The 18,822-nt window shown below is 68.2% G+C and carries 20 protein-coding genes and 1 tRNA gene; 12 read left to right on the plus strand and 9 right to left on the minus strand.

Going from position 1 to position 18,822, the window contains the following annotated elements; all coding sequences use genetic code 11:
• Positions 1-3 precede the first annotated feature (3 nt).
• A complete protein-coding gene (gene purU / locus I8J34_RS02640; protein ID WP_214359818.1) occupies positions 4-879 on the plus strand; it encodes a formyltetrahydrofolate deformylase in 876 nt (291 codons plus the stop codon).
• A 95-nt stretch (positions 880-974) separates the two neighbouring features.
• On the opposite strand, the gene I8J34_RS02645 is transcribed toward purU, so the two are convergent.
• Genes I8J34_RS02645 through I8J34_RS02655 form a run of 3 tightly spaced genes read right to left on the minus strand, consistent with a single transcriptional unit; the run spans position 975 to position 3,365 of the window.
• A complete protein-coding gene (locus tag I8J34_RS02645) occupies positions 975-2,261 on the minus strand; it encodes an ammonium transporter (protein ID WP_370661876.1) in 1,287 nt (428 codons plus the stop codon).
• A gap of 33 nt (positions 2,262-2,294) precedes the next feature.
• Positions 2,295-2,633, minus strand: a complete 339-nt coding sequence (locus I8J34_RS02650) for a P-II family nitrogen regulator (protein ID WP_214359820.1) — start codon at positions 2,631-2,633, stop codon at positions 2,295-2,297.
• Positions 2,634-2,690: 57 nt separating this feature from the next.
• Positions 2,691-3,365, minus strand: coding sequence for a TorF family putative porin (locus tag I8J34_RS02655; protein WP_214359821.1), 675 nt, complete (start codon positions 3,363-3,365; stop codon positions 2,691-2,693).
• Positions 3,366-3,637: 272 nt separating this feature from the next.
• On the opposite strand from I8J34_RS02655, the gene I8J34_RS02660 reads away from it, so the two are divergent.
• Complete coding sequence (locus I8J34_RS02660) at positions 3,638-3,901, plus strand: accessory factor UbiK family protein (protein ID WP_214359822.1); 264 nt, start codon at positions 3,638-3,640, stop codon at positions 3,899-3,901.
• A gap of 68 nt (positions 3,902-3,969) precedes the next feature.
• On the opposite strand, the gene I8J34_RS02665 is transcribed toward I8J34_RS02660, so the two are convergent.
• From I8J34_RS02665 to I8J34_RS02680, 4 genes are read right to left on the minus strand one after another with little or no spacing between them, the layout of a single operon-like run.
• Positions 3,970-4,539 (minus strand): YceI family protein, encoded by a 570-nt coding sequence (locus I8J34_RS02665; protein WP_214359823.1) that lies wholly within the window; start codon positions 4,537-4,539, stop codon positions 3,970-3,972.
• Between the two features lie 42 nt (positions 4,540-4,581).
• Entirely contained in the window at positions 4,582-5,160 is a 579-nt protein-coding gene (locus I8J34_RS02670; RefSeq protein WP_214359824.1) for a YceI family protein, read from the minus strand.
• A 26-nt stretch (positions 5,161-5,186) separates the two neighbouring features.
• Positions 5,187-5,726 carry a cytochrome b gene (locus I8J34_RS02675; protein ID WP_214359825.1) on the minus strand — a complete coding sequence of 180 codons (540 nt, stop codon included), beginning with the start codon at positions 5,724-5,726 and terminating at the stop codon, positions 5,187-5,189.
• Positions 5,727-5,742: 16 nt separating this feature from the next.
• Entirely contained in the window at positions 5,743-6,546 is an 804-nt protein-coding gene (locus tag I8J34_RS02680; protein ID WP_214359826.1) for a DODA-type extradiol aromatic ring-opening family dioxygenase, read from the minus strand.
• Positions 6,547-6,667: 121 nt separating this feature from the next.
• On the opposite strand from I8J34_RS02680, the gene I8J34_RS02685 reads away from it, so the two are divergent.
• The 5 genes from I8J34_RS02685 (at position 6,668) to I8J34_RS02705 (ending at position 12,052) form a co-directional block, all read left to right on the plus strand.
• Positions 6,668-7,600: a LysR family transcriptional regulator gene (locus I8J34_RS02685; protein ID WP_214359827.1), complete on the plus strand. Its 933-nt coding sequence runs from the start codon at positions 6,668-6,670 to the stop codon at positions 7,598-7,600.
• Positions 7,601-7,605: 5 nt separating this feature from the next.
• A complete protein-coding gene (gene dusA, locus I8J34_RS02690) occupies positions 7,606-8,640 on the plus strand; it encodes a tRNA dihydrouridine(20/20a) synthase DusA (RefSeq protein ID WP_230411678.1) in 1,035 nt (344 codons plus the stop codon).
• Positions 8,641-8,696: 56 nt separating this feature from the next.
• Entirely contained in the window at positions 8,697-10,202 is a 1,506-nt protein-coding gene (locus tag I8J34_RS02695) for a YifB family Mg chelatase-like AAA ATPase (RefSeq protein WP_214359828.1), read from the plus strand.
• Between the two features lie 66 nt (positions 10,203-10,268).
• Complete coding sequence (locus I8J34_RS02700; protein ID WP_214359829.1) at positions 10,269-11,456, plus strand: multidrug effflux MFS transporter; 1,188 nt, start codon at positions 10,269-10,271, stop codon at positions 11,454-11,456.
• Positions 11,457-11,593: 137 nt separating this feature from the next.
• Positions 11,594-12,052, plus strand: coding sequence for an Lrp/AsnC family transcriptional regulator (locus I8J34_RS02705; RefSeq protein ID WP_214359830.1), 459 nt, complete (start codon positions 11,594-11,596; stop codon positions 12,050-12,052).
• 64 nt (positions 12,053-12,116) lie between these two features.
• Here I8J34_RS02705 and I8J34_RS02710 read toward each other — a convergent pair whose 3' ends face one another.
• On the minus strand, positions 12,117-12,545 hold the full coding sequence (locus I8J34_RS02710) for a c-type cytochrome (RefSeq protein ID WP_214359831.1): 429 nt from the start codon (positions 12,543-12,545) through the stop codon (positions 12,117-12,119).
• Positions 12,546-12,666: 121 nt separating this feature from the next.
• On the opposite strand from I8J34_RS02710, the gene I8J34_RS02715 reads away from it, so the two are divergent.
• The 3 genes from I8J34_RS02715 to I8J34_RS02725 all read left to right on the plus strand — a co-directional run bounded on the left by I8J34_RS02715 (position 12,667) and on the right by I8J34_RS02725 (position 14,216).
• Positions 12,667-12,742 (plus strand) — tRNA-Arg (locus I8J34_RS02715).
• A gap of 43 nt (positions 12,743-12,785) precedes the next feature.
• The gene (locus tag I8J34_RS02720; RefSeq protein ID WP_214359832.1) at positions 12,786-13,427 is read left to right on the plus strand and encodes an MBL fold metallo-hydrolase; all 642 of its coding nucleotides are present in this window, start codon (positions 12,786-12,788) and stop codon (positions 13,425-13,427) included.
• Between the two features lie 81 nt (positions 13,428-13,508).
• Entirely contained in the window at positions 13,509-14,216 is a 708-nt protein-coding gene (locus I8J34_RS02725; protein ID WP_214359833.1) for a response regulator transcription factor, read from the plus strand.
• A gap of 21 nt (positions 14,217-14,237) precedes the next feature.
• On the opposite strand, the gene mscL is transcribed toward I8J34_RS02725, so the two are convergent.
• A complete protein-coding gene (gene mscL, locus I8J34_RS02730; protein ID WP_214359834.1) occupies positions 14,238-14,660 on the minus strand; it encodes a large conductance mechanosensitive channel protein MscL in 423 nt (140 codons plus the stop codon).
• Positions 14,661-14,844: 184 nt separating this feature from the next.
• Here mscL and I8J34_RS02735 point away from each other — a divergent pair, with 184 nt between their 5' ends.
• Complete coding sequence (locus I8J34_RS02735) at positions 14,845-16,464, plus strand: FecR family protein (RefSeq protein ID WP_214359835.1); 1,620 nt, start codon at positions 14,845-14,847, stop codon at positions 16,462-16,464.
• Positions 16,465-16,483: 19 nt separating this feature from the next.
• A complete protein-coding gene (locus I8J34_RS02740) occupies positions 16,484-18,784 on the plus strand; it encodes a CHASE2 domain-containing protein (RefSeq protein WP_214359836.1) in 2,301 nt (766 codons plus the stop codon).
• Positions 18,785-18,822 lie beyond the last annotated feature (38 nt).

Here is an 18,822-nt window from a genome sequence, read left to right on the forward strand (position 1 = left end):
CGTATGCACCGAGAACGCTTCTACACCCTCTCCGCCTCCTGCCCCGACCGTGTCGGCATCGTCGCTCGCGTGTCGAGCTTCATTGCCGAGCACCAGGGCTGGATCCTCGAAACCGCGCTGCATGCCGAGCCACCACGCGCCGGCGAGGCCGTGGGGCGCTACTTCATGCGCATCGAGATCCGCGCCGACTCGCTGCCCTTCATGCTCAGCGAGTTCCGCGAGCGCTTCGCGCCGCTCGCCGACGAGCTGGAGATGAACTGGAAGATCACCGACTCGGCGGTCAAGAAGCGCCTGGTGCTGCTGGTGTCGCGCCAGGAGCATTGCCTCTACGACCTGCTGGCGCGCTGGCAGAGCCAGGAGCTGGATGTCGAGATCCCCTGCGTCATCTCCAACCACGACCACCTGCGCGGCTTCGTCGAGTGGCACGGCATCCGCTTCCACCATGTGCCGGTCACGCCCGACAACAAGGCCGCGGCCTATGCCGAGGTGCAGCGCCTGTTCGAGGAGGTGCATGGCGACACCATGGTGCTGGCGCGCTACATGCAGGTCCTCTCGCCCGAGCTGTGTGCCGCCTACCCGGGGCGGATCATCAACATCCACCACAGCTTCCTGCCCAGCTTCGTCGGCGCCAAGCCCTATCACCAGGCCTACGACAAAGGCGTCAAGCTGATCGGCGCCACCTGCCACTACGTGACCGCTGATCTCGACCAGGGCCCGATCATCGAGCAGGACGTGATCCGCATCGATCACTCCGACGCGGTCGAGGACATGGTCCGCTACGGTCGGGACATCGAGAAGACCGTGCTGGCGCGCGGCCTGCGCTACCACCTCGAAGACCGGGTGCTGATGCACGGCCACAAGACGGTGGTGTTCCGCTAAACGCTGCGGCGGCGCCCAAAAGAAAACCGGCAGACCCCGAAGGGCTGCCGGTTTTTTGTTGCCCGGCGCCGCGGTGGCGCCGGTCGTTCAGACGATCAGAACTTGTAGGCCGATTCGCCGTGGGCGGCGATGTCGAGACCTTCGCGCTCTTCTTCTTCCGGCACCCGCAGACCGACCAGCACATCGACGATCTTGAAGGCGACCAGCGACACCACACCGGACCAGCCGATGGTGATCAGCACGCTGTAGGTCTGGATCCAGGTCTGGCTGGCGATCGAGAAGTCCTCGGCACCCGTGCCGCCCAGCGACGGCGCGGTGAACACGCCGGTCAGGATGGCACCCAGGATGCCGCCCACGCCATGCACGCCGAACACGTCGAGCGAGTCGTCGGCGCCGAGCATGCGCTTGAGGCCATTGACGCCCCACAGGCAGATCACGCCAGCCAGCAGGCCGATGACGATGGCGCCCATCGGGCCGACCGAACCGCAAGCCGGGGTGATCGCCACCAGGCCGGCGACGGCACCGGAAGCAGCACCGAGCATCGAGGGCTTGCCCTTGAACACGGCTTCGCCGGCGATCCAGGACAGGGTGGCGGCAGCGGTGGCGGCCAGCGTGTTGATGAAGGCCAGGGCCGCGCCCGAGGTGGCTTCCAGGTTGGAACCGGCGTTGAAGCCGAACCAGCCCACCCACAACATCGAGGCGCCGATCATGGTCATCGCCAGCGAATGCGGAGCCATGGCTTCACGGCCGTAGCCGATGCGCTTGCCCACCAGGTAGGCACCCACCAGACCGGCCACACCGGCGTTGATGTGCACCACGGTGCCGCCGGCGAAGTCCAGCGCGCCGTCGCCCAGCAGGTAGCCGCCCGGGCCCCACACCATGTGGCAGATCGGCAGGTAGCTGAAGGTGAACCAGATCACCGTGAACAGCAGCACGGCGGAGAACTTGATGCGCTCGGCGAAGGAGCCCACCACCAGCGCGCAGGTGATGCCGGCGAAGGTGGCCTGGAAGGCGACGAACACCAGCTCCGGCAGCTTGACGGTTTCGGTGAAGGTGTCGGCCAGCGAGTCGACCGTCACGCCCGACAGGAAGACCTTGCTGAAACCGCCGACGAAGGGGCTGGCTTCGGTGAAGGCCATGCTGTAGCCGTAGAGGGCCCACAGCACGATGCCGAGGCAGAACACCACCATCACCTGCATCAACACGGAGAGCATGTTCTTGGCGCGCACCATGCCGCCGTAGAACAAGGCCAGGCCGGGCACGGCCATGAAGGTCACCAGCAGGGTGGCGGTCATCAGCCAGGCGACGTCGCCCTTTTCAACGACCACGGCGGCGTCCTGAGCGTGGGCGGGGGCTGCCAGGCCGACCAGGGCGGCCAGCATGAGCGATAGGATGGCTTTCATGTGCGAGTCTCCTTACAGGGCGTCGGTACCGGTTTCGCCGGTACGGATGCGGATGGCCTGGGCGAGGTCGAAGACAAAAATCTTGCCGTCGCCGATCTTGCCGGTGTTACCGGCTTTTTCGATGGCTTCGATGGCCTGGTCGAGCAGGGTGGCGGGGATGGCCGCCTCGATCTTCACCTTGGGCAGGAAGTCGACCACGTACTCGGCACCGCGATACAGCTCGGTGTGACCTTTCTGGCGGCCGAAACCTTTGACCTCGGTGACGGTGATGCCCTGCACGCCGATGGCGGAAAGGGCTTCGCGCACTTCGTCCAGCTTGAAGGGCTTGATGATGGCGATCAGATATTTCATGACAGTTTCCCTGGTGTGGATCCAGCGGGCCGGGCCGAAGCCCGGCGCGCCGAAGGGTTAGAAGGACTTGGAGACCGACACGATCACGCGGGCATCTGCGTTGTCGTCGTTGTCCACATCGGTGTCGACATAGTCCAGACCGAAGGTGAAGCCGGCGTAGTCTTTGCTTACGCCGACTTTCCAGTCGTTGTAGCTGGTGCCGCCGACGATTTTCTGGCGACCCACATGGGCGCCAAGGGTGAAGCCGCCACCGACCTCGTGGCTGGCAGACAGGTCGTAGTACTCGCTGCCGTCCGAATCCGCGGCGCCGAACAGATCGGTGAAGGCATAGGAGTACTTGAACGACAGGAACTTCCAGCTCACACCGACATAGGCTTCGGTGGTGTCGGCGCTTTCGCCACCGATCTCGCCACCCGGATAGAAGTACTGCAGCACGCCGACGTCGTAGCCGAAATCGCCGATGGTGTTCGCGAAGCCACCATAGACGTCGACCTCCAGGCCGCCCTTGTCGAGCCAGTCGATGCTCGAGCCCCACACGCCGACATAGAAGCCGCTGTCGTGCGCATAGTCGAAGCCGCCCTGCAGCGCCATGTTCTCGCTCGTCTGGGAGTAGCCGCGGTACTGGTAGTCGGAGACGAACCCGACGTTGGCTGAGATCGGGCTGTCTTCGGCGAAGGCAGCGCCGGACAAACACGCCACAACAGTGGCAGCACACAAAGTACGTTTAAGCATGGTCGGGGACTCCGGTCGGTTGAGTGGAGTCCCACTGGCAGGAACTGTGCCAGTTTTTTTGTAACGAATAATCAGTCTGTTATCGGCGCCGGCGGGAAAATGCTGCGGTGCAGCGCACCGATAAAATCCGATGCACCAATTTGATGCACCAACATGGTGCGCGCAGCCCCGTCCGGTGCGTGCTGCGCACGAAGCACCGCGACCGGTAGGCATCGTGGCGGGATTCGCGCGACAATAGGCCCTGTTTTCGCCTTTGACACCAGGATGCCACCATGAACCCTCCCCAGCTGCTCGACCAACTCGCCGGCAAGTTTGCCGAGGCCGCCGCGAACTCCCCGGTCAAGGACATCGAGAAGAACGTCCGCGCCCTGGCCGCCAGTGCCTTTGCCCGCCTGGACCTGGTGACGCGCGAGGAGTTCGACGTGCAGTGCGCCTTGCTCGAACGCACCGCGGCCCAGCTGGCCGTGCTCGAAGCGCGGGTCGCGGCGCTCGAAGCGGAGCTGGCGGCCCGCAAGGCGGGCCCCACGGCCGGCTGAACACACGCCGCACCAAAACAGAACGGCCCGCATTGCGGGCCGTTCTGTTTTGGTCGCGCTCGGCAGCCTTACATCTGGATGGCTTCGATGGCGATGTCGAGGGTCACCTCGTCACCCACGTTCGGGGCGTACTTGCCGGCGTTGAAGTCGCTGCGCTTGATGACGGTGGTGGCGTTGGCGCCGAGGGCCGGCTTCTTGACCATCGGATGCGGCATGGCCTTGAACGAGGTGACCGTCAGGGTCACCGGGCGGGTGATGCCCTTGAGCGTCAGGTTGCCCTCGATGGTGGCCGGCATGTCACCGTTGAAGGTCACCTTGGTGGACTTGAAGGTGGCGGTCGGGTGATTGGCGGTGTCCAGGAAGTCGGCGCCCTGGATGTGGCCGTCGAACAGCTCGGAGCCGGTATCGACCGAGGTGGTGTCGATGGTCACGTCCACCTCGCCGGTGCGGTTGGCGGCATCCAGGGTCACGGTGCCGGTGGTCTTGTTGAAACGCGACAGCTGCGTCGAGAAACCGAAGTGGCTGTATGAGAAACGCGGGAAGGTGTGCTTGTCGTCCACCGTGTAGACCGCCGGCGCGGCGAAGGCGGGGGCGGCGACGACAGCGGCCAGCAGGGCGGTGAGGAAGGTTTTTTTCATGGAAAGCTCCTTGGGAATGTTGCGAGGGGTTGGGGGAACGGATCAGGGCGCCAAGGGTTTGGCGACGAGGTGGAACACGACTTCGACCTTGTGCGCGACGATTTCGGCACTCGACCATTCGCCTTCGCCGATGCCGAAATCGGTACGGTTGAGCGTCAGCGAGCCATCGAAGCTGGCTGCCGACGGGCCCGGCGTGTAGGTCACCGGGAAGCTCACGGCGCGGCGATTGCCTTTGATCGTCAGTTCGCCGGCGACTTCGTAGCGGTTGGCGCCGAGCGGCTTCACACCGCTGGAGACGAAGCGGGCCACCGGATGCGCGGCGGTGTCGAACCAGGTCTTGGCCTTGGCTTCGTCATTGCCCTCGGCCGTGCCGGTGTCGATGCCGGAGAGCGGGACTTCGACGGTGGTCGAGGCCGCCTCCGGTTTGGCCGGGTCGAAGCGCAGCTGGCCCGAGAAGCGCTTGAACTGGCCGTCCAGCGTGACGCCCATCTGGCTGAAGCGGAAGCCGACGGTGCTGGCCGCACTGTCCAGCGTGCCGTATTCGACGGCCCAGGCGCCGCCGGCGGTGCCGAAAGCCAGCGCACCGGCGAGGGCCAGGCGGGTGAGGGGGGGACGATGCATTGACAGACTCCTTCGGGGATACCGGATCAGGACTTCTGGAACCGCGGCAACATGCGGCTGAGCACGGTGTCGCGGTCGATGAAATGATGTTTGAGTGCTGCGGCCGTGTGCAGAACGACCAGCGCGAGCAGGGTGTAGTTCAAAAATTCGTGGACTTCCTTGAGCTGATCGCCCAGCGCGGCGTCCTTGGCCAGCAGGTCGGGCAGCGGCAGCACGCCGAACCACACGGTCTGGAAGCCCTTGGCCGAACTCATCAGCCAGCCGGACAGCGGAATCGCCAGCATCAGCGCATACAGCAGCCAGTGCGACACGTTGGCCGCCAGGCGCAGGAGGGTCGGCATGCTGTCGGGCAGGGCCGGGGCGGGGTGGGTCAGGCGCCAGCCGAGGCGCACGAGAATCAACACGAACAGGCTCACACCGGCCCATTTGTGCCAGGAATACAGCTTGAGCTTGGTCGGCGAGAGGTTCAGTTCGGTCATGTACAGCCCGAGGCTGAAGGCGGCCAGGATGCCCAGGGCGATGAGCCAGTGCAGGGCGATGGCGGTCGAGGTGTAGCGTGGATTCATGATGGCTCCGCGAAAGTCAGGCCGCCTGCGCGCGCTCGGCGGCGGGGTCGGCGAAGAGGAAGCTGTCCATGCTCAATGCGCCGTCGGTGATGCCGCCGTCGAGCCGGCGCACCCTGAACCAGTCGCAGCCGGCTGCGCCGAGGGCAAAGAACAAGGGCAGGAAGTGTTCGTCGGTCGGGTGCGCGCGCACCGCTTCCGGGGCCTGGCGACGGTAGTCGAGCAGGGCGTCGAGGTCGCCCGCCTGGAGGCGATCCCACACCCAGTCGGCGAACGCGACGACATAGGGCGCGACCTGGCTGTCTCTGCCCCGGTCGCCCAGATTGTGGGTGAGGCTGCCCGAGCCGATCAGCAGCACACCGGTCTCGCGCAGCGGTGCCAGCGCCTGGCCCAGTTCCAGCAAGGCCAGGGGCGAGGGGGCCGAGGGCTGCGAGACCTGGATCACCGGCACGTCGGCGGCCGGATAGAGATGCATCAACGGCACCCAGGCGCCATGGTCGCGGGCGCGGGCCTCGTTCACCTGCGCGCTCAAGCCGTGCCGGGCCAGCTCGGTGACCACCGTCTCGGCCACGGCGGGGGCGCCCGGTGCCGGGTAGTCGAGCGCATACAGGACGCGCGGAAAGCCACCGAAGTCGTGCATCGTCTCGCCACTGGCGGCCGTCGACACTTCCAGCGTCGGGCGCATCCAGTGTGGCGACACCACCACCACCGCCCGCGGCCGCGGGAGCGTCTGGCCGAGCCTGGCCAGCGCCGGGCCGAGCCGGCCGGGTCGCAGCGCGAAAAACGGCGAGCCGTGCGAGATGAACAGGGTGGGCAGGGACATACAACACTCCAGAGGCGCCGTGCTTGGGACGACGGTGATGGGTTCATAGTATTTATCTTGTTGGTTCAGATAAACCGCGCTTCGCTTGATTGATTGTCAATGACTGAAAGACAATGTGCCCATGGATCGATTCCGTGAAATGAGTTGCTTCGTCGCCGTGGTCGAAGCCGGCAGCTTTGTCGCTGCGGCTGAACAGTTGCGCCTGTCGAAAGCCGCGGTGTCGCGCAGCGTGATCGACCTCGAAGCCCGCCTCGGCGCGCGCCTGCTCCAGCGCACCACGCGCCGCCTGTCGATCACCGAGGCCGGTCGCGCCTATTACGGGCGCTGCAAGCAGATCCTCGACGAGCTCGAAGAGGCCGAGAGCGCGGTGGGCGAAGTCACCGGCCACCCGGTCGGTGCGCTGCGCATCAATGCGCCGCTGTCCTTCGGCGTGCTGCACCTGGCGCCGCTGTGGGGGCCGTTCATGGCGCGCTATCCGGATGTGTCGCTGGAGGTGGATCTGGCCGACCGCCTCATCGACGTGGTCGAGGAGGGCTACGACGCGGTGATCCGCATCAGCCGCATGCAGGATTCCACCTTGGTGTACCGGCGCCTGGCGGCGACGCGTGTCATCGCCACCGCCACCCCCGAGTATCTGGTGAGGCACGGCACGCCGCGGCAGGTGGCCGAATTGGCCGAGCATTCGGTGATCGCCTATAGCTACTCGTCGGTCGGCGACACCTGGCGCTTCGAGACCCCCGACGGCCCGCAGGAGGTGCAGACCCGGCCGCGCATGCGCACCAACAACGGCGACACCTGTCGGGCGGTGGCGCTGGCGCACCAGGGCATCGTGCTGCAGCCCGACTTCCTGGTCGGCGACGACCTGGCCGCGGGGCGTCTGGTCGAGGTGCTGCCCGACTGCCGCCTGCCCGAGATCGGCGTCTATGTGGTCTATCCCTCGCGCCGCCACTTGTCGGTCAAAGTGCGGGTGCTGGTCGATTTCCTGGTCGAGGCCTTCGCCGAGCCGCCCTGGCACCGACCGACCGGAGGCGGCGTGCCGGCGCAGGGCCGGTGATAGAATTGGCGCCCCGCACCGCCGCCCCGTCCATGTCCGTGTCGTCGTCACCCGCCGCCCTGCCTCCGCGCCGTCTGGCCGTCGCGCCCATGCTCGACTGGACCGATCGCTTCTACCGCTATTTCGCGCGGCAGATCTCGCGCCACACCTGGCTGTACACCGAGATGGTGACCACCGGCGCGCTGATCCATGGCGACGCGGCCCGCTTCCTGCGCTTCGACGACTGCGAACACCCGCTGGCCCTGCAACTGGGCGGCAGCGATCCGGCCGACCTGGCGCGCTGCGCGCGGCTGGCCACCGAGTGGGGCTACGACGAGATCAACCTGAATGTCGGCTGCCCCTCCGAGCGGGTGCAGTCCGGCGCCTTCGGCGCCTGCCTGATGGCCGAGCCGCAACTGGTGGCCGATTGCCTCAAGGCCATGCAGGACGTCACCGACCGCGCCGTTACGGTCAAGCATCGCATCGGCATCGACAGCATCGCGGACTACGCCTACCTGCGCGACTTCGTCGGCCAGGTGCACGCCGCCAGCGGCTGCACGGTGTTCATCGTGCATGCCCGCAATGCCATTCTCAAAGGCCTCTCGCCCAAGGAAAACCGCGAGATCCCGCCGCTCAAGTACGACTATGTGCACCAGCTCAAGCGCGATTTCCCGGCGCTGGAGATCCTCATCAACGGCGGTTTCACCGACTGGGACGCGATTGCCGCGCAGTGGCCGGCGGTGGACGGCGTGATGGTCGGCCGCGAGGCCTATCACAACCCCTGGCTGCTGGCCGAGGCCGACGCGCGCGGCTGGGGCGACACCCATGCCCTGCCGACGCGGCGCGAGGTGGTCGAGGCGATGGTCGATTTCGTCGCTGCGCAGATTGCCGAGGGCGTGCCGCTCAAGACCATGACCCGTCACATTCTCGGCCTCTATCACGGCATGCCCGGCGCGCGTCAGTGGCGGCGCATGCTCTCCGACCCGGCGCTGCTGCGCGCCAACGACCCGCGCCTGCTGATCGATGCGGCCAAGGCCGTGGAGCTGCGCCGCGCCGCCTGAACGGCAGCGCTGCGGCATATTCCAATCGCATCGTTGGCCCGCTACACTCGGGCCCCATGTCACTCGCCCTCGTTCATACCCGTGCCCTCGATGGCATGGACGCCCCGCCGGTCGTCGTCGAAGTCCATCTCGCCAACGGTCTGCCGGCCTTCAACCTGGTCGGCCTGCCCGACACCGAAGTGCGCGAAGCGCGCGAGCGGGTACGCGCCGCGCTGCAGACCGGCAACTTCGAATTTCCGCAGCGGCGCATCACCGTCAACCTCGCCCCGGCCGACCTGCCCAAGGAAGGCGGTCGTTTCGACCTGCCGATCGCCGTCGGCATCCTCGCCGCCTCGGGCCAACTCAAGGCCGAGGTGCTGGCCGGCTATGAGTTTGCCGGCGAGCTGTCGCTGTCCGGCGAACTGCGGCCGATCCGCGGGGCGCTGGCCATGGCGCTGCAGACCCGCGCCGCCGGCCGCTGCCTGATCCTGCCGGCCGCCAATGCCCAGGAGGCGGCCCGCGTGCGCGATGCGCAGATCCGGCCGGCCGACAGCCTGCTCGCCGTCTGCGCCCACCTCAACGGCCAGGCCTTGCTGCCCGACACGGTGGCCGCCCCGACCCCGACCGAGCGGGCACCGCTGCCCGATCTGGCCGACGTCAAAGGCCAGCACGAGGCGCGCCGCGCCCTGGAAGTGGCCGCCGCCGGCAACCACTCGCTGCTGATGTTCGGCCCGCCGGGCACCGGCAAATCGATGCTGGCCCAGCGTCTGGCCGGCATCCTGCCGCCACTCGAGGAAGCGGCCGCGCTCGAGGCCGCCGCGGTGCAGTCGCTGGCCGGTTGCTTCAACCCGGCCGACTGGGGGCGCCGCGCCTTCCGCGCGCCGCACCACTCCGCCTCGGCCCCGGCCATCGTCGGTGGCGGAGCGATCCCCGGACCGGGTGAAATCAGCCTGGCCCACCACGGCGTGTTGTTCCTCGACGAGCTGCCCGAATTCGACCGCCGCGTGCTCGAAGCGCTGCGCGAGCCGCTCGAAAGCGGTCATGTCGACGTGGCCCGGGCCCGCCGCCGCGCCCGCTTCCCGGCGCGCTTCCAGCTCGTCGCGGCGATGAATCCGTGCCCCTGCGGCTATCTGGGCGATGCCCGCGGCCGCTGCCGCTGTACGCCCGACCAGGTGTCGCGCTACCGCGGCAAGCTCTCCGGCCCCTTGCTCGATCGTATCGACCTAACCCTCGAAGTGGCCGCCCTGAGCGCCGACGCGCTGCAGACCACCACGCCGGGCGAGGACAGCGCCGCGGTGCGCGGCCGGGTGCAGGCGGCCCGGCAGCGTCAACAGAGCCGACAGGGGCGCGACAATGCTGCCCTCGATGCGGCCGGGGTGGTGCGCCATTGCCAGCCCGATGCGCGCGGCCGGCAGATGCTGGCGCGCGCGATCGAATCGCTCGGCCTGTCGGCGCGCAGCCATGACCGCATCCTGCGCGTGGCGCGCACCGTCGCCGATCTGGCCGGGGCCGAGGGCGTGGCCGCCGCGCATGTGGCCGAGGCCATTCAATACCGCCGCGGGCTCGGCGGCGCCGCGCGATAACCAGTACACTGGGGCGTTCGCGACCGCGCCGCAGGTGCCGGTCGCCCACTTTTTCAGCGACCCCGCATGCATCCTACGTACACCCGCCTGGCCATCATCCTGGCATCGCTGGCGGCGATCGGCCCGTTTTCGATCGACACCTACCTGCCGGCCTTCCACGCCATGGAGGCCGATCTGGGCACCTCGCGCTACGCCGTCCAGCAATCGCTGACGGTGTACATGCTGACCTTCGCCGTGATGGTGCTGTGGCATGGCGCGCTGTCCGACGGCTTTGGCCGGCGCCGGGTGCTGGTGGTGGCGATGGGTTTGTTCACCCTGGCCTCGGTGGTGTGTGCGCTGGCGCCGAGCATCGAGTGGGTGTGGATCGGGCGGGCCTTGCAGGGGGTGAGCGGGGGGGCGGGCATGGTGATCGGCCGCGCCATCGTGCGCGACGTGCTCGACGGCCCCGATGCTCAGCGCATGATGTCCCAAGTGGTGATGATGTTCGCCCTGGCGCCGGCGGTGGCGCCGGTGATCGGCGGCTGGATCCTGCTGTTCGCCGACTGGCGCGCCATCTTCGCCTTCCTGGCCCTCTACGGCGGGGTGGTGACCGTGGTCTGCCGCCAGGTGTTGCCCGAGACGCTGCCGCCGGAAAAGCGCCAGCCCCTGCACCCGCTGCCGCTGGCCCGGGCCTACGGCGCGGTGCTGCGCAAGCCCGCCTTCCTGCTGCTGACCGGTGCGCAAGCGCTCAACTTCAACGGCTTCTTCGTTTATGTGCTGTCGGCGCCCACCTTCCTGGTCGACCATCTCGGCCGCTCGCCACAAGCCTTTGCCTGGCTGTTCGTGCCGGCCATGGGTGGCTTGCTGGCAGGCTCCTGGCTGTCCGGTCGGGTCGCCGGGCACTGGTCGCCGCACCGCAGCGTGGCCGTCGGCTATGCGGTGATGGGCGTGGCCGCGCTGGCCAACCTGCTGATCTCGGCCCTCATGGCGCCGGGGCTGCCGCACTCCGTGGCGCCGCTGGCGCTGTATACCCTGGGCATGTCGCTGACCATGCCGGCCCTGACCCTGATGGCGCTGGAGCTGTTTCCGCTGCGGCGGGGGCTGGCCTCAAGTTGCCAGAGTTTCATGCAGATGGCGCTCAATGCGGTCACCGCCGCACTGACCGCGCCCTTGCTGTGGGGCAGCGTGCAGACGCTCAGCCTGGGCATGGCGGCCTATCTCTCGCTGGGCGCCCTGGCCGCCGCCGCCGTGCTGCGGGGGGCGGCGGCGCACTGAGCCCGGCCCGGCGGAGACAGCGATGCACCGCATTCCCTTGTGGCCGCGCTTCGCCTAGAATCGGGAAAAATTTTCTCGCACAGCCTGTGTGAAGAAATGTCTTTCCAATTTTATGGCCAAGCCACACCGATGCTCGCATGAAGATCGATCGTATCCAGCGCCAGATTCTTGCCGAACTGCAGAAGAACTCCCGCATCAGCAACCAGGAGCTGGCTGACCGGGTCGGCCTGTCCGTGTCGCCGTGCTGGCGCCGGGTGCGCGAGCTGGAAGAGGGCGGCCTGATTCGCTCGTATGTCGCCCTGCTCGATCGCAAGAAGCTCGGCCTCGACGCCTGCCTGTGGTGCCAGGTGCGGCTCAAGAAACACAGCGCGGCGATCGCCGAGCAGTTCGAGGCCATGGTGTCCGGTCGGCCGGAGGTGGTCGAGTGCTACGAGCTGACCGGCGAGAGCGACTACCTGATGAAGGTCTATCTGCCCGACATGGACGCCTACACCGCCTTCATGCACAGCTTTCTGCTCAAGATGCAGGATGTCGACGTGGTGCGCACCAGCGTCACGCTGCGCGAAATCAAGAACGAGACCGCGCTGCCGCTGTGAGCGCGGCCGCGCCGGACGAAAAAAACGCCCCGTCGTGACGGGGCGTTCTTGCGACAGACCGGGCTTACTGGCCGTCGACCGGCGGTTCGGTGAAGCTGGCGCCGGCCTGGTTGGCCAGGTAGGCCACCGAACGGGCCAGTTCCTTGTCGGTCAGATCGCTGGCGCCGCCCTTGGCCGGCATGTTGCCGATGCCATTGGCGGCAGATGTCACCAGCGCGTCGAAGCCCTTGGCGATACGCGGTGCCCAGGCGGCGTTGTCGCCGGTCTTGGGCGCTTCGAGCACGCCGGAGCTGTGGCAGGCGGCACAGACGCTGGTGTAGATCTGCTCGCCGGTGCGGCTGCCCGGCGCCACCTTGGCCACTTCGAGCTCGACGCGGGCGACGGGCTGGGTCAGCGTGGCGGACAACTCGCCGTCGATGCTTTTCTGATCACCACAGCCGGCCAGCGGCAGGGCAAGGACGGCAAGAAGGCTCAGGAGGCGCGTTTGGGTCATGCTCTTTTCCTCTGTGCGGGTGCAACAATCATAAAGCCGCGATTATAGCGGCGGCGGGCGCCGTTTGGAAAACACAGCCGTGGACGCGCCCGGTAAAAACCGCTATTCTCACGCCCTCTGCGCGCCTGTAGCTCAGTGGATAGAGTACTGGCCTCCGAAGCCAGGGGCCGCTGGTTCGATTCCAGCCAGGCGCGCCACGCCCCATCGATCGGTTTCAGGGGTCATGCAAGTCAGGTGACCATGCTCGATTACCGCATCATCCCCGTCACACCGTTTGCCCAGAACTGTTCCCTGCTGTGGTGTTCCGACACCCGCCAGGCGGCCGTGGTCGACCCCGGCGGCGACATTCCGCGCATCCAGGCAGCCATTGCCGAGGCCGATGTGGCAGTGGACAAGATCCTGCTGACCCATGGCCATATCGATCATGCCGGCGCCACCGCCGAGCTTGCGCGCCTGCTCGGCGTGCCGGTCATCGGCCCGCAGCGCGAAGAGCGTTTCTGGCTCGACGCGCTGACGCAGCAGAGCAAGATGTTCGGCTTCCCGCCGGTCGAAGCCTTCGAGCCGGACCGCTGGCTCGAAGAGGGCGACACGGTCGAGGTCGGGCTGAGCCGGCTGCAGGTCATTCACACGCCGGGGCATACGCCGGGCCATGTGGTGTTCTTCGATCCCGAGTCGCGCCTGGCCGTGGTCGGCGACGTGCTGTTCGCCGGCTCGATCGGCCGCACCGATTTTCCGCGCGGCGACCATGCCACGCTGGTCGGCGCCATCCGCAACAAGCTGTGGCCGCTCGGCGACGATGTCACCTTCATCCCCGGCCATGGCCCGCAATCCACCTTTGGCGTCGAGCGCGCGACCAACCCTTATGTGGGTGACGGTTGCTGAATGCGTCACCGGCGGCCGGGAGAATTTGCGGTAGCATGTCCGGCCACTACTGATCGAGCGTGATTGAGCGAGGATACTGTCGTGCGATTGGCCATTCTTGAAGACGATACGCTGCAGAGCGAAAAGCTGGCCGAGTGGCTGGGCCATGCCGGGCACGACGTGCATGCGTTTTCCCAGCCGCGCGACTTCATCCGGGTGGCCGGGCGAGAGAGCTTCGATCTGTGCCTGATCGACTGGATGCTGCCCGAGATGACCGGCACCGAGGTGCTGCACTGGTTGCGCGAAGACCGCGCCAACGACACGCCGGTGATCTTCATCACCGCCCGCGATGCCGAAGAAGACATCGTTACCGCGCTGGGCGCCGGTGCCGACGACTATCTGGTCAAACCGCTGCGCCGCTTCGAGTTGCTGTCGCGCATCGATGCGGTGCTGCGTCGCGCCCGCCCGCTGGCCGGCGACAACATCGTCGACGTGCCGCCCTACCGCTTCGACACGCAGGGCAAGCGCGCCACCATCGACGGTGAGCCGGTCGAGCTGACCGACAAGGAATTCGACCTCGCCGTCTTCCTGTTCAAGAACCTCGGCCGCCTGCTCTCGCGCGGCCACATGCTCGAAGCAGTGTGGGGGCGCAACCCCAACCTCGCCACGCGCACGGTCGACACCCACATCAGCCGGGTGCGCAGCAAGCTTGGCCTGCGCCCCGAAAGCGGCTTCCGCCTGACGCCGACCTACAACTACGGCTACCGCCTCGAGCAGATCGAGGCGGTCGAGGACGGCGTCGCCGACTGAGCGGCGCCCGTCCGGCCCCGCTCAGGGGCGCTTGAGCGAATCGCGGATCTCGCGCAGCAGCACGATCTCTTCCGGGTCGGCCTTGGGCGCTTCGGGCTCGGGCGGCGCCTCGCGCTTGAGCTTGTTGATCGCCTTGATGGCCATGAAGATGGCGAAGGCGACGATCACGAAATCCAGCGCCGTATTGATGAACAACCCGTACTTGATCAGCGGCGCGCCGGCCTTTTCGGCCTCGGCCAGCGAGGCGAAGCTGCCTTCGCCCAGGTTGATGTAGAGGTTGGAGAAATCCACCCCGCCCACCAGTCGCCCGACCACCGGCATGACGATGTCGTTCACCGCCGAATTGACGATCTTGCCGAAGGCGGCACCGATGATCACGCCGACGGCCATGTCCATCACGTTGCCCTTGACGGCGAATTCCTTGAACTCTGAAATGAAGCTCATCTGACGATCTCCTGGGTTGGCTGCCTGAAAAACGTGGGTGGGCGAGCGTCCATGCGCGCGGCCTATGCCGCCCAACTGGCAAGATAGACGAATCCGTTCGCCGTGCGAATAATTATCAAGGTTTATCACGGTCGGGACGAGGGCGGCACGTATCATGAAACGCATGCTAACCAAGAGACAAGCCATGCCACGAAACCTCACAGTCGGGCGCCTGCTGGCGTGGGCCCTGGTCGCCTGCGCGCTGTTCGTCGCCAGCGCCGGCCGTGCCGCCGAAGAGACGGTCAACTATGTGGTGCAGCCGGGCGACACCCTCATCGGTCTCGGCGAAACCCTGCTCGAAGATCCTGACCGCTGGCCGGTGTTGCAACGGCTCAACGCCGTGGCCGACCCCTACCGCATTCCCATCGGCCGCCAGCTGCGCATCCCCGTGCGCCTGCTGCGCAAGGTGCCGCGCGAGGCGCGCGTGGTGCATGTGAGCGGCGGCGCCAGCGCCGACGGCCAGCCGCTGCGGGCCGACCAGACCGTGAGCGAGGGCGCGCGCTTGCTGACCCCGGCCAATGGTTTCATGACGCTCGAGCTGCCCGACGGCTCGCGTCTCACGCTGCAGCCGCAGACCGATGTGCGCATCGACGCGCTGCACGGTCTCAAGGGCGCCGACGACATCCAGCGCGCCACCTTCGAGGTGCAGCAGGGGCGTATCGAGACCGATGTCGAGCCGCAGGCCGGGCCGGCTGCGCGCTACCGCATCCACACCCCGACCGCCATCATCGGCGTGCGCGGCACCAGCTTCCGGGTCGCCGCCGACAGCGCCGAAACCCGCACCGAAATGCGCCAGGGCACGGTCGGCGTGTCGGGCGCCGGCGTGCGGCGCGAAGTCGCGCTGCGCGAAGGCTTCGGGCTGGTGGCGCGAGCCGACCAGCCGGCGAGTGCGCCGGTGCCGCTGCTGGCCGCACCCGACCTGAGCGCGGTCGCCACCTTGTACGAGCGCCCGGTGATGCGCGTGCAGCTGGCGCCGGTGGCCGGCGCCATCGGCTATCGCGGCCAGGTGGCGCGCGACGCCGGCTTCACCCAGATCGTCGCCGAGAGCCGGGCCACGGTGCCCGATCTGAAGATCGCCGGGTTGGCCGATGGCGACTACTTCCTGCGTGTGCGCGGGGTCGATTCGCATGGCCTCGAAGGGCGCGACGCCGACCTCGCGGTGCGCCTCAAGGCGCGCCCCGAGCCGCCCTTCATCAATGCCCCGCGTCCCGACGGCAAGGCCAAGGCCGGCACCGTCGAATTCGCCTGGGCGCAGGCCGAAGGCGCCGCCAGCTACCGCTTTGCACTGGCACGCGATGCCGCTTTCGCCGACCTGGTGACGCACCAAGACGCCCTGGCCGCCAACCGCCTCGACCTCCCGCTGGAGGCCGGTGAGTACCACTGGCGCCTGGCCAGCACCCGCGCCGACGGCGACCGCGGCCCCTGGGGCGACGCAGTGCGCCTGACCGTGCGCCCGCCCATGGCCGCCGTGCCGCCGCCGACCTTCGACGAAAATCACATGCTCATCGCCTGGGGCGGCGAGCCCGGTCAGCGCTTCGACTACCAGCTGGCCGACGACGACCGCTTTACCCGGATGGTGGCCGAAGGCAGCGTCACCGAGCCCGAGCTGGTGCTGCCCAAACCCCGCGCCGGCGCCTACTACCTGCGGGTGCGCGCGATCGACCCGGACGGCTTCGTCGGCAGCTACTCCGCGCCTCAGCGCATCGTCGTGCCGGCCGAGTTCCCGGGCTGGATGTTGCTGGCGCCGCTCTTGATCCTGCTGTGAGCGCGCACGGGTCCGCGTCGTGACCGAGCGCGTCTCTTTCGAATGGGCGCTGGTGACGCTGCTGTGCGCCGCGCTGGCGATGGCCGCCACCTGGGCCGGCTGGCTGTGGCGCATCGACCAGGTGGCCTACGACGCCGCCATGTCGGTGTCGCGCCCGGCGGCCGACCCACAGGTGGTGATCGTCGCCATCGATGACCCCAGCCTGGCCGAGATCGGCCGCTGGCCGTGGCGCCGCTCGGTGCACGCCGCGCTCATCGAGCGGCTCACCCGTGCCGGTGCGCGCAGCATCGTGATGGACATCATCCTCAGCGAGCCCAACGATGCCGACCCGGCGGCCGACGCCGCCCTGGCGACGGCCATCGCCGACAGCGGCCGGGTCGTCCTGCCGCTGGTCCAGGCCACGCGAGGTAACGCCATCGTCGGCGAAGCGCCGCCGGCCCCGCTCTTTGCCGCGGCGTCGGCCGGCGTCGGCCACATCCATGTCGAGTTCGACCCCGACGGCATCGCCCGCAGCATCTACCTGTGGGAGGGCGCCGGCGCGGCACGCCATCCGCAGCTCGGTCTGGCTGCCCTGCAACAGGCCGAGCCGGCGCGCGCCACCGCCTATCCCGCGCCCGAGCCGGGCGCCGGTGCCGGCTGGCATCGCGCCGAGTGGCTGCGCATCCCCTTTGCCGGTCCGCCGGGCAGCTTCCGCTATGTGTCCTACGCCGACGTGCTGCGCGGCGATGTGGACGACGCCGTGTTGCGCGACAAGGTGGTCTTCGTCGGCGCCACCGCCGCCGGCATGGCCGACAGCGTGCCCACGCCCACCTCGGGCTTCAACCGGCCGATGCCCGGTGTCGAGGTCAACGCCAACGTCTATGCCGCCCTCAAGCGCGGCGAGGCGGTGCACCTCATGCCGCCGCCGATCGCCGCCGCGCTGGCCGGTGCCATCGTCGTGTTGCTGATGGGCCTCATGCTGCGCGCCGCGCCGCGCAACGCGCTGCTGATCGCCTTTGCCGGCTCGGCCGCCACGCTGGGGCTCGGCTGGGCGGTGCTGCAGGATGCCCTGTGGTGGTTTCCGCCGGCCGGCGCGGTGCTCGGCTGCACCCTGTGCTACCCGCTGTGGAGCTGGCGCCGGCTCGAAGCGGCGCAGCGCCATCTCGACGACCAGCTCGAAGTGCTCGACCGCGACGCCGCCGCACTCTTCCCCGCCATGCAGATCCACCTGCCGCGCATCAAGGGCGTCGACCCCTTGCAGGCGCGCATCCGTCGGGTGGACCAGGCCGTGCAGCGCCAGCGCGACCTCCACCGCTTCGTGGTCGACACCCTCGACCACCTGCCGGTCGGCGCGGTGGTCACCAACCCCGCGCACCAGGTGATGCTGTGCAACCAGGAGGCCACGCGCCTGCTCGGCGCCGCCGCACCGCAGGCCGTGGCACAGGCCATCGCCTCGCTCGAATGGCCGCCCGGCATGCCCATCGAAGACGGCATGCCGGTGCACGGCGGCGACACCGTGCGCACCGTCGAGCTCGATACGGCCAACGGCGCGCGCCTGCTGGTGTCGGTGGCCGGGCTGGCGGATTCGGCCGGCCGGCCCATCGGCTCGGTGTTCGGCCTGGCCGACATCACCCGCATCCACGACGCCCAGCGCAGCCGCGAAGAGACCATGCACTACCTGTCGCACGACATGCGCTCGCCGATCGCCTCCATCCTCACCCTGATCGAGACCGAGCAACTGCTCGACGACAGCGACGCGCGCGACCCGGCCCTGCTCGGCCAGCTCGCCCGCTACGCGCGCTCGGCACTCAATCTGGCCGACGACCTATTCCGCCTGGTGCGCGCCGACGCCATCGACGCCAGCCAGTTCAAGGAAATCAGTCTGGCCGCCGTGATGCAGGACGCCGCCGACGAAATCTGGGCGCTGGCCAAGGCCCGCGGCACCACCGTGGCGCTGGAGATCGACGCCCACGGGCATGACGAAGGCTATGTGCGCGGCGACCGCGACCTGCTGCGCCGGGCGCTGGTCAACCTGCTCGGCAATGCCGTCAAATACGGCGCCGCCGACAGCACCATCGAGTTGGCGCTGCGCCGCGATGCCGCCTTCTGGGTGGTGTCGGTGCGCGACCATGGCGAGGGCATCCGGCAAGACCTGCTGCCGCGCCTGTTTCACCGCTTCGGCCGCCTGCCCACCGCCGCCAGCCGGCGCGAAGCCGGCATCGGCCTCGGGCTGATGATCGTCAAGACGGTGGCCGAACGCCACGGCGGGCGCGCCTCGGTGCACAGCCAGCCCGGCCAGGGCACCACTTTCAGCCTGCACCTGCCGGTGCTGGCGGCATGAGGGCTCCCAGCGTAGGGCGGGTTTCAACCCGCCACCCC

Origin of the sequence: Denitromonas iodatirespirans (assembly GCF_018524365.1) — a bacterium.
Taxonomy (GTDB): Bacteria; Pseudomonadota; Gammaproteobacteria; order Burkholderiales; family Rhodocyclaceae; genus Nitrogeniibacter; species Nitrogeniibacter iodatirespirans.